The sequence below is a fragment of the Bradyrhizobium valentinum genome (assembly GCF_001440405.1).
GTDB lineage: Bacteria > Pseudomonadota > Alphaproteobacteria > Rhizobiales > Xanthobacteraceae > Bradyrhizobium > Bradyrhizobium valentinum.
On sequence record NZ_LLXX01000222.1, the window covers coordinates 479 to 9,212 of the forward strand.

5 protein-coding genes and 1 pseudogene are annotated in these 8,734 nt (G+C 64.0%); 4 read left to right on the forward strand and 2 right to left on the reverse strand.

Features of this window, described 5'->3' with window-relative positions:
- A pseudogene (locus CP49_RS38415) lies at positions 1-1,652 on the reverse strand (hypothetical protein); the annotation flags it as partial.
- A gap of 203 nt (positions 1,653-1,855) precedes the next feature.
- Entirely contained in the window at positions 1,856-2,452 is a 597-nt protein-coding gene (locus CP49_RS38420; protein ID WP_057855293.1) for a PadR family transcriptional regulator, read from the reverse strand.
- Positions 2,453-2,575: 123 nt separating this feature from the next.
- On the opposite strand from CP49_RS38420, the gene CP49_RS38425 reads away from it, so the two are divergent.
- The 4 genes from CP49_RS38425 (at position 2,576) to CP49_RS38440 (ending at position 8,570) form a co-directional block, all read left to right on the forward strand.
- A complete protein-coding gene (locus tag CP49_RS38425) occupies positions 2,576-2,962 on the forward strand; it encodes a nuclear transport factor 2 family protein (RefSeq protein ID WP_057855294.1) in 387 nt (128 codons plus the stop codon).
- Positions 2,963-3,147: 185 nt separating this feature from the next.
- Positions 3,148-4,938 carry an acyl-CoA dehydrogenase C-terminal domain-containing protein gene (locus tag CP49_RS38430; RefSeq protein WP_057855290.1) on the forward strand — a complete coding sequence of 597 codons (1,791 nt, stop codon included), beginning with the start codon at positions 3,148-3,150 and terminating at the stop codon, positions 4,936-4,938.
- Between the two features lie 64 nt (positions 4,939-5,002).
- A complete protein-coding gene (locus tag CP49_RS38435) occupies positions 5,003-6,211 on the forward strand; it encodes an acetyl-CoA C-acetyltransferase (protein ID WP_057855291.1) in 1,209 nt (402 codons plus the stop codon).
- 145 nt (positions 6,212-6,356) lie between these two features.
- On the forward strand, positions 6,357-8,570 hold the full coding sequence (locus CP49_RS38440; protein WP_057855292.1) for an FAD-dependent oxidoreductase: 2,214 nt from the start codon (positions 6,357-6,359) through the stop codon (positions 8,568-8,570).
- Positions 8,571-8,734 lie beyond the last annotated feature (164 nt).

The following is an 8,734-nucleotide window of genomic DNA, read 5'->3' on the forward strand; positions in this document are numbered from 1 at the left end:
AGGCGATCGACCACATGGCCGAGCGTATTGTGAACGGTTTCGAGCGAGTCCTGCGTGCGGCGGTCGGTTTCCGACTGGCTGAAGCGGATGTCGGAAAGTTCGCGCTTGACCAGATCGACGATGCCGGAATCCATCGGCTGTGCCGCGTCGGCGGAATTGCGATTGGATTCGGCGAGGGCGACCAGGCTGGCGTGCTGGCGTTCGAGAGAACGCAGAATGTCGTGCAGGCCTTCCTCGACCCGTCCGAGGTCGACGGTGGGAGCGGCGGAACGGTCGTTGGAGGCTTCCAGGCGCTCCAGCAGATAGGACACGCGCTGTTCGAGATGGGCAAACGCCGACGCATTGTCGTTGCCGGCCGGGATGCGGTCGAGCCGTTCCGACAGCGAGCGCAGCGCGTTGTCGAGATATTCCGAATGCTCGCTCGCAGCCGGCGGCTGCCGGCTTTCCAGCGTCGAGGTCAGCGCCGCCAGGCGCTGCTCGAGCATGCCGAAAGCGTCGCTGTTGCCGTCAAAGCGGGAAAGCTGGTCGACCTTGGCCGACAGCGTGTGCACGTCCTCGGCTAGCCGGGCCAGCGCGTCGTTGGAGGCGACGTTGGAGACGATACCGCGCAGCGCCGCAATCGCGCTTTCGAGCTGTTGCACGGTCGACGGATCGTCGTTCGAGCGCAGGATCAGATCGAGCTTGGCGCCGAGGTTGCGGATCGCCTCGTCATAGCCGGCGAGCTGCTCGGCCGGCGTCAGCGAGCGCAGCACTTCGCGGATTTCGCCGAGCGCGCGCTCGATGCCGGCAAGCGTCTGGCCGTCGCTGCCGTGCTGGCGGCTGTCGTCGATGCGGCGGGACAGCGAGCGGATTTCGTTCTCGAGCGATTCGATCTCCCGGCGCGGCACCGCCTCGGTGATGGCGTGGCGGATTTCGGCGAGCTCGCTGCGGAACGCCGCAATCGACTGCTCGACGTGATCGGGACGCTGCAGAGCTTCGATCTGGCTGGTGATCTTGAGCAGGTGCCGTTCGAGCGATGAAAAATCCGGGCCGGCCGGCGCTGCCTGCATGGGCTGTGCGGAATTGGGCTGCGCAGAATTGGGCTGGGCGGCAGCGACCGTCGGCGCGCCATTGCGCGGCGGCATCTGCCGCGGCGGCGGACTGTCGAGTTCGTTCTGGCGCGCGGCGATTTCCGCGATTGCAAAATCCATCGAGGCCGGACTGAGCGGCGGCGCGGGGCGATAGACCTGGGCCGCGGCACGCTCGACCATCTCGGTCTGGCGCTGCTTTTCCTGCATCTGGGCCTGACGGGCCGGCACGGGGTTGGAAATCTGCGACAGCCGCGCGTCGAGACGCGAAATGGCTTCATTGAGCTGGCGGGCCACCGTCGGCTCGCCACGGACTGCTTCGCCGCGCGGCGCGGGCCGCGAAATCAGCTCGATCTGCTTTGTGATTGAATCCAGGCGCTGGTGAATGTCCGCCACGTCGGGGATTTGCCGCGGCATCGCCGGCCGCTGCTCGGAAGGCGCGCCGAAGCTGGGCGGGGCTGGTTCGCCGACGGTCGAATTGATCCAGTCGCTCAACGACATGCCGGCGCGGCGCGCCGCCGCCTCAGCCCTTTCGCGGACGGATGGATCGATGCCGTCAACACTCCACGATACGCGCGAATTCATGCTTTCGTCCGGTTCCGCTTCGGCGCCCCACCTGCGCCATCAGCCTCCCCGCGCGTCCCACCGAAGAGACAATCGTATTTTTCCGCGCAGGTCGCCTGCCTCGGAACTGACTTTTGTTCGTCACGGTAAATAACGGGTTAAGGAATGCGACGGACGGCCCCAAAAGTTACCAGGGCGACCAAATCGGCCGGCTCCAGAAGGCTCTAGCCGCTTTTTTCGCGCTGGCCGTCCTCGATCGGCACGACGTTGCTCCGTTCCGCGCCGGAGGACAGGGCCGACAACGCTTCGATAGCCTCTTCGCACCACTCCGCCACGGCGCGCTCGTGGGCGAGGCCGATGCGAAGCCCGAGCAATTTGCCTACATCGGCCGGCGGCGCCGTGCCGTCCGGAAAGCGTTTGTTGAGCAGGCGCTCATACCGGGCAAACCGGTCGCGGTGATGTTCCAGCCGCGCCATCAGGTCGGTGCGCACCGGCTCGATGTCGACGCTGTCGAGCGCATAGAGCCGCACCAGCAGATCGTCCTTGATCGAGGCCGGCACGCTCGGCCGCGCGGCCCAATGCCGGAGCGCGGCCCGTCCCTCCGGCGTCAGTGTATAGACCAGCTTGTTGGGCTTGCCGGACTGCACGACCTCGCGGCCCTGGATATGGCCGCGGTCGCGAAGTTTGGTGAGCTCCCGATAAATTTGCTGGTGGTCGGCCTTCCAGAAGAATCCAATGGAGTTGTCGAACGTCTTGGCGAGCTCATAGCCCGTCATCGGACGCTCGGTCAGGCAGGCAAGGATCGCGTCACCAAGCGCCACGACGCCGGCCTCCGAGTTCAACAATGATTGACATTATGCATAAAGTTGCATATGCGTCAACGCGCATAAGCTCCGGAGAGGTCTCTTCGGCATCAGCCCGTCATCGCCCGCACAGGAGACATGATGACCATGAGCGGCCTCGACAAGTGGTACGGCTACATGAAGTCCCATGACACGGCGGCGCTATGGGACCTCTTGCACCCCGATGCGGTGTTCGAAAGCCCCGTCGTCCACACGCCGCAGCGCGGGCGCGACATCACCTTCAAATATCTGGCGAGCGCGGAGAAGGTGCTGGGCGGCCCCGGCTTCAAATATACCGGCGAATGGCGCAGCGCGAACGGCGCGGTCCTCGAATTCGAAAACGAGATCGAGGGGATCAAGATCAACGGCGTCGACATCATCACCTTCAGCGATGACGGTAAGATCACGCACTTCAAGGTGATGGTACGTCCGCTGAAGGCAATCAATCTGCTGCACCGCTTGATGGGGGAGCAACTCGCCAAGCAGTGATGAAGGTGAGGGAGCAAAGACCGCGACGATGTCCGGTGCCGTTTATGTCGCAATGGCTGTCCGGATATTTCGCTTACCTGCTCACTCCCTAGGACTGCCGGAACCGGATAAGGTCGCGTTCCGGACCGCCACAACGAATTTCATTCAAACGCCCTCGCCATCTTTGCCGCTGCCGGGAGAACATCATGCCGATCTACAAAGCCCCTGTGGAAGACGTCACTTTCCTGCTCAACGACGTGTTCCAGATCGACCGCTACGACAATCTGCCCGGCTTCACCGATGCCTCCGCCGATGTGCGGGAAGCGATTTTGGGCGAGGCGGCAAAACTCTCCGAAGAAGTGCTGCAGCCGCTCAACCGTGTCGGCGATCTCGAAGGCTGCAAGCGGCATGACGACGGTTCGGTGACGACGCCGAAGGGCTTCAAGGAAGCCTTCAAGCAGGTGGCCGAAGGCGGCTGGCTCGGTCTGTCGGCGCCAGCGGAGTATGGCGGGCAGGGGCTGCCGGTGACGCTGAGCCAGGTGGTCACCGAATTCCAGAGCGCGGCCAACATGGCGTTCTCGATGTATGGCGGCCTCACCATGGGAGCGACCGCGGCGCTGCTGGTGCACGGCAAGCCCGAGCAGAAGAAGATGTTCGTGCCGAAGATGGTGGCGGGCGAGTGGACCGGCACCATGAACCTCACCGAGCCGCAATGTGGCACCGATCTCGGCCTGTTGCGCACCAAGGCGGTAAAGCAGGCTGACGGCAGCTACAAGATATCAGGCACCAAGATCTTCATCTCGTCCGGCGAGCACGACATGGCCGAGAATATCATCCACCTCGTGCTGGCGCGCATCGAAGGCGCACCGGCCGGCATCAAGGGTGTGTCGTTGTTCGTGGTGCCGAAGGTGCTGGTCAATGCCGACGGCTCGCTCGGCGCGCGCAACGGCGTATCCTGCGGCTCGATCGAGCACAAGATGGGCATCCACGGCAATTCCACCTGCGTGATGAACTACGACAACGCCACCGGCTGGCTGATCGGTGAAGAAAACAAGGGCATGCAGGGCATGTTCGTGATGATGAACGAGGCCCGCCTCGGCGTCGCCGTGCAAGGTCTCGCGCAGTCCGAAGTCGCCTATCAGAACGCCGTCCAGTATGCGCGCGAGCGGTTGCAGGGCCGTTCGCTGACCGGCGCAAAGGAGCCGGACAAGCCGGCTGACCCGATCATCGTGCACCCGGACGTTCGCCGCGTGCTGCTTACCATCCGCGCCTTCAACGAGGCGGCGCGCGCCATGGTGGTGTGGACTGCGCTGAAGAGCGATGTCGCCCACCGCTCCTCCGATCCGAAGGACCGCCAGGAGGCCGACGACCACATGGGCCTGATGACGCCGGTCATGAAGGGCGTGATGACCGACGTCGGATTCTCCAATGCCGTGCTGGCGCAGCAGATGTATGGCGGCCACGGCTATATCGCCGAACACGGCATGGAGCAGTTCGTGCGCGATGCGCGCATTGCCATGCTCTATGAGGGGGCCAACGGCATTCAGGCGCTCGACCTGGTCGGCCGCAAGCTGCCGCGGAATGGCGGCCGCGCCGTGATGGCGTTCTTTGCCGAGGTGGCAGCCTTCGCCAAGGAACACGGCGGCGACGAGGCGATGAAGCCGTTCATTGCGCCGCTCTCGACCGCGCTCGGTCATCTGCAGCAGGCTACCGGTTGGCTGATGCAGAACGCGTTGACCAAACCCGACAACGCCGGCGCCGCCGCCACCGACTACATGCAATTGTTCGGCCTCGTCGCCTTTGGCTACATGTGGGCGCGGATGGCGAAGGTGGCGCAGGACAAGATTGCGGCTGATGGTGCCACGCCCTATCTGACGACCAAGCTGGTGACCGGCCGCTTCTTCATGGAGCGGATGCTGCCGGAGACCCACGTCCATCTTGCGCGGATCCAGACCGGATGCGCGACCACCATGGAATTGGCGGCGGAAGCGTTCTGAGATTTTCCGCCATCTCGCTGCCCTTTCGCCTATAATATTATGATCCTCATACCAGGAGGGCGTCATGCCTGAGGCATATATCTACGATCACGTTCGCACCCCGCGCGGCCGCGGCAAGTCCGATGGCGCGCTCCACGAGGTCACCGCGCTGGCGCTCGCCACCGTGCCACTGCAGGCGCTGAAGGAACGCAACAACCTGGCCGAGGATGTCGTCGACGACGTGGTGCTCGGCGTGGTCGATCCGGTCGGCGAGGCCGGAAGCGACATCGCGCGTTTCGCGGCCTTGAAAGCGGGCCTCGGCGAATCCGTCCCCGGCGTGCAGATCAGCCGTTTCTGCGCCTCCGGCCTCGATGCCGTGAACTTTGCCGCTGCCCAGATCATGGCCGGCCAGCATGAGCTCGTGATCGGCGGCGGCGCCGAATCGATGAGCCGCGTCGGCATCGGCGCTTCCGGCGGCGCCTGGCCGATGGACCCCTCGATGGCGGTGCCGGCCTATTTCATGCCGCAGGGCGTCTCGGCCGATTTGATCGCGACCAAGTATGGTTTCTCGCGCGACGACGTCGACGCCTATGCGGTGCAGAGCCAGCAGCGCGCCGCAAAAGCCTGGGACGAAGGCCGCTTCAACAAGTCGGTGGTACCGGTCAAGGACATCAACGGCCTCACCATCCTCGCCAAGGATGAGCACATGCGTCCCACGACGACCATGCAGTCGCTCGCGCAGTTGCAGCCGTCCTTCACCGTGGTCGGACAGATGGGTGGGTTCGATGCGGTCGCGATCCAGTCGCATCCGGAAATCGAGCGCGTCAATTACGTCCACCATGCCGGCAACTCTTCCGGCATCGTCGATGGCGCGGGCGCCGTGCTGCTCGGCAGCAAGGAAGCGGGCGCCAAGCACGGCCTGAAACCGCGTGCAAAAATCCGCGCCTTCGCCAATATCGGCTCTGAGCCGGCGATGATGCTGACCGGCCCGGTCGACGTCACCGAAAAGCTGTTTGAGCGCTCCGGCATGAAGAAGTCGGACATCGACCTGTTCGAGCTCAACGAGGCCTTTGCCTCGGTCGTGCTGCGCTACATGCAGGCGTTCGAGATCGATAATTCGAAGATCAACGTCAATGGCGGCGCGATAGCGCTCGGCCATCCGCTCGGTGCGACCGGCGCCATGATCCTCGGCACCGTGCTCGACGAACTCGAGCGCACCAACAAGTCGACCGCGCTGGTGACGTTGTGCATCGGCGGCGGCATGGGGACAGCTACGATCATTGAAAGAGTCTAGCTGCCGTAGGGTGGGTTAGCCGAAGGCGTAACCCACCGTGCCACGGCGAGAGAAGTGGGGGGTTACGCTTGGCTAACCCACCCTACGAAATCCAATACAACCGCCGCGCCTGACATCGGCTGCCGGCATCGAGGGAGCAACCAACATGGCCTTCAAGAATTTCAAGGTAGAGACCGACGCCGACGGCATTGCGCTCGTCACCTGGGATATCCCCGGACGTTCGATGAACGTGCTGGACGAGACCTCGACCACCGAGCTCGAGGAGATCCTGAAGCAGACCACGGCGGACGCTGCGGTGAAGGGCGTCGTCATCACCTCCGCTAAGGAAGCGTTCTGCGCCGGCGCCGACCTTTCGATGCTCGAAGGCATGAACATCGCCTACGCCAAGATGCTGAAGGAGAAGGGCGAGGAAGCTGCGAACCAGATGCTGTTCGACCAGAGCCGCCGCTTCTCGCTGGTGCTGCGCGGCATCGAAACTTGCGGCAAGCCTTGGGCGGCAGCGATCAACGGGCTGGCGCTCGGCGGTGGTTTTGAGGTGACGCTGTCCTGCCACTATCGCGTTGCGGCCGAGAATCCCAAGACCCGCCTCGGCCTGCCCGAGGTCAAGGTCGGCCTGTTCCCCGGCGCCGGCGGCACCCAGCGCGTGCCGCGCCTGGTGCCGCCACAGGATGCGATGACGATCCTGCTCAAGGGCGATCCGGTCACGGTCGACAAGGCCAAGTCGCTGAATTTGATCCACGCCATCGTGCCCGCGTCCGACCTGATCAAGGCGGCAAAGGACTGGATCAAGGGCGGCGGCAAGGCGGTCGCGCCCTGGGACGAAAAAGGCTTCAAGCTGCCGGGCGGTCCGGTGTTCTCCAAGGCCGGCATGATGATGTTCCCGGCCGGCAACGCCATCTATCGCCGCGAGACCTACGACAATTATCCGGCGGCGCGCGCCATCATGAGCTGCGTCTATGAAGGCCTGCAGTTGCCGATCGATGCCGCGCTGCGCGTCGAGTCGCGCTACTTCACCAAGGTGCTGCGCTCCAAGGAAGCCGCGGCGATGATCCGCAGCCTGTTCCTGTCGATGCAGGAGCTGAACAAGGGCGCGCGGCGTCCGCAAAACGTACCGCCGACCAAGGTAAAGAAGATAGCCGTGATCGGCGCCGGCTTCATGGGCGCCAGCGTCGGCTACGTCTCCGCGCGCGCAGGCCTCGACGTCGTGCTGATCGACCGCGACCAGGAAAGCGCCGACAAGGGCAAGGCGCATGCGCAGAAGGTGATCGACGAGCAGATCGCCAAGGGCCGCGCCAAGGCCACAGACCGCGACGCGCTGCTGGCGCGCATCACGCCGACGGCGGATTACGCCGCGCTCGGGGATTGCGACCTCGTGATCGAGGCCGTGTTCGAGGACCGCAAGGTGAAGGCCGAGACCTTTGCCAAGGCGCAGCAGTACCTCAAGGCAGACGTGATCTTCGCCTCCAACACCTCGACGCTGCCGATCACTTCGCTCGCCGAAAGCTTCAAGGACCAGGGCAAGTTCGTCGGCATCCATTTCTTCTCGCCGGTCGAGAAGATGATGCTGGTCGAAATCATCCTCGGCAAGAACACCGGCGACGTCGCGCTCGCCGCGGCGCTCGATTATGTGCGGTTGATCGGCAAGACGCCGATCGTCGTGAACGACTCCCGCGGCTTCTACGCCAATCGCTGCGTCGGCCGCTACATCGCCGAAGGCAACGAGATGTTCCTGGAAGGCGTGCCGCCGGCGATGATCGAGAATTGCGCCAAGATGGCAGGCATGCCGGTCGGCCCGCTGTCGCTGTCGGATGAAGTCGCCCTCGACCTCGGCCTGAAGGTCATCAAGGCGACGGAAACCGATCTCGGCCCCAACGCCATCAACCCCGACCAGAAGAAGCTGATGGTGGAACTGGTCGAAAAGCAGGGCCGTCTCGGCCGCAAGAACAGCAAGGGCTTTTACGATTACCCCGAGAAGGGCAAGGGCCAGAAGAGCCTGTGGCCGGGCCTGTCAGCCCTGCAGCCCAAGCAGCTCGATCCTGACACCCTCGACGTCGAGGAATTGAAGCAGCGCTTCCTGGTGGTGCAGGCGGTCGAAGCCGCGCGCACGGTGGAGGACCACGTCATCACCGATCCGCGCGAGGCCGATGTCGGCTCGATCCTCGGCTTCGGCTTTGCGCCGTTCACCGGCGGCACGCTGTCCTATATCGACTTCATGGGCACGCGGAAGTTCGTCGAGCTCTGCCACAGGCTGGAAGCCAAGTACGGCTCGCGCTTCACCCCGCCGAAACTGCTGGAAGACATGGCGGCGAGCAATGAGACCTTCTACGGCCGCTTCCCGCCGAAGAAGCAGGCGGCGTAGACGGCCGCAGTGTAAATTCTATCGTCGTCCCTGCGAACGCAGGGACCCATACCGCGTGATCTAGCGATGTGGCAACTTGGCCGACGCCTACTGCAATAAGGGGCTCCTGTGGTTGATGGGGTGGACGGCCCCCTACGGCATCAGTGTGCCAGAATGAGGTTGTT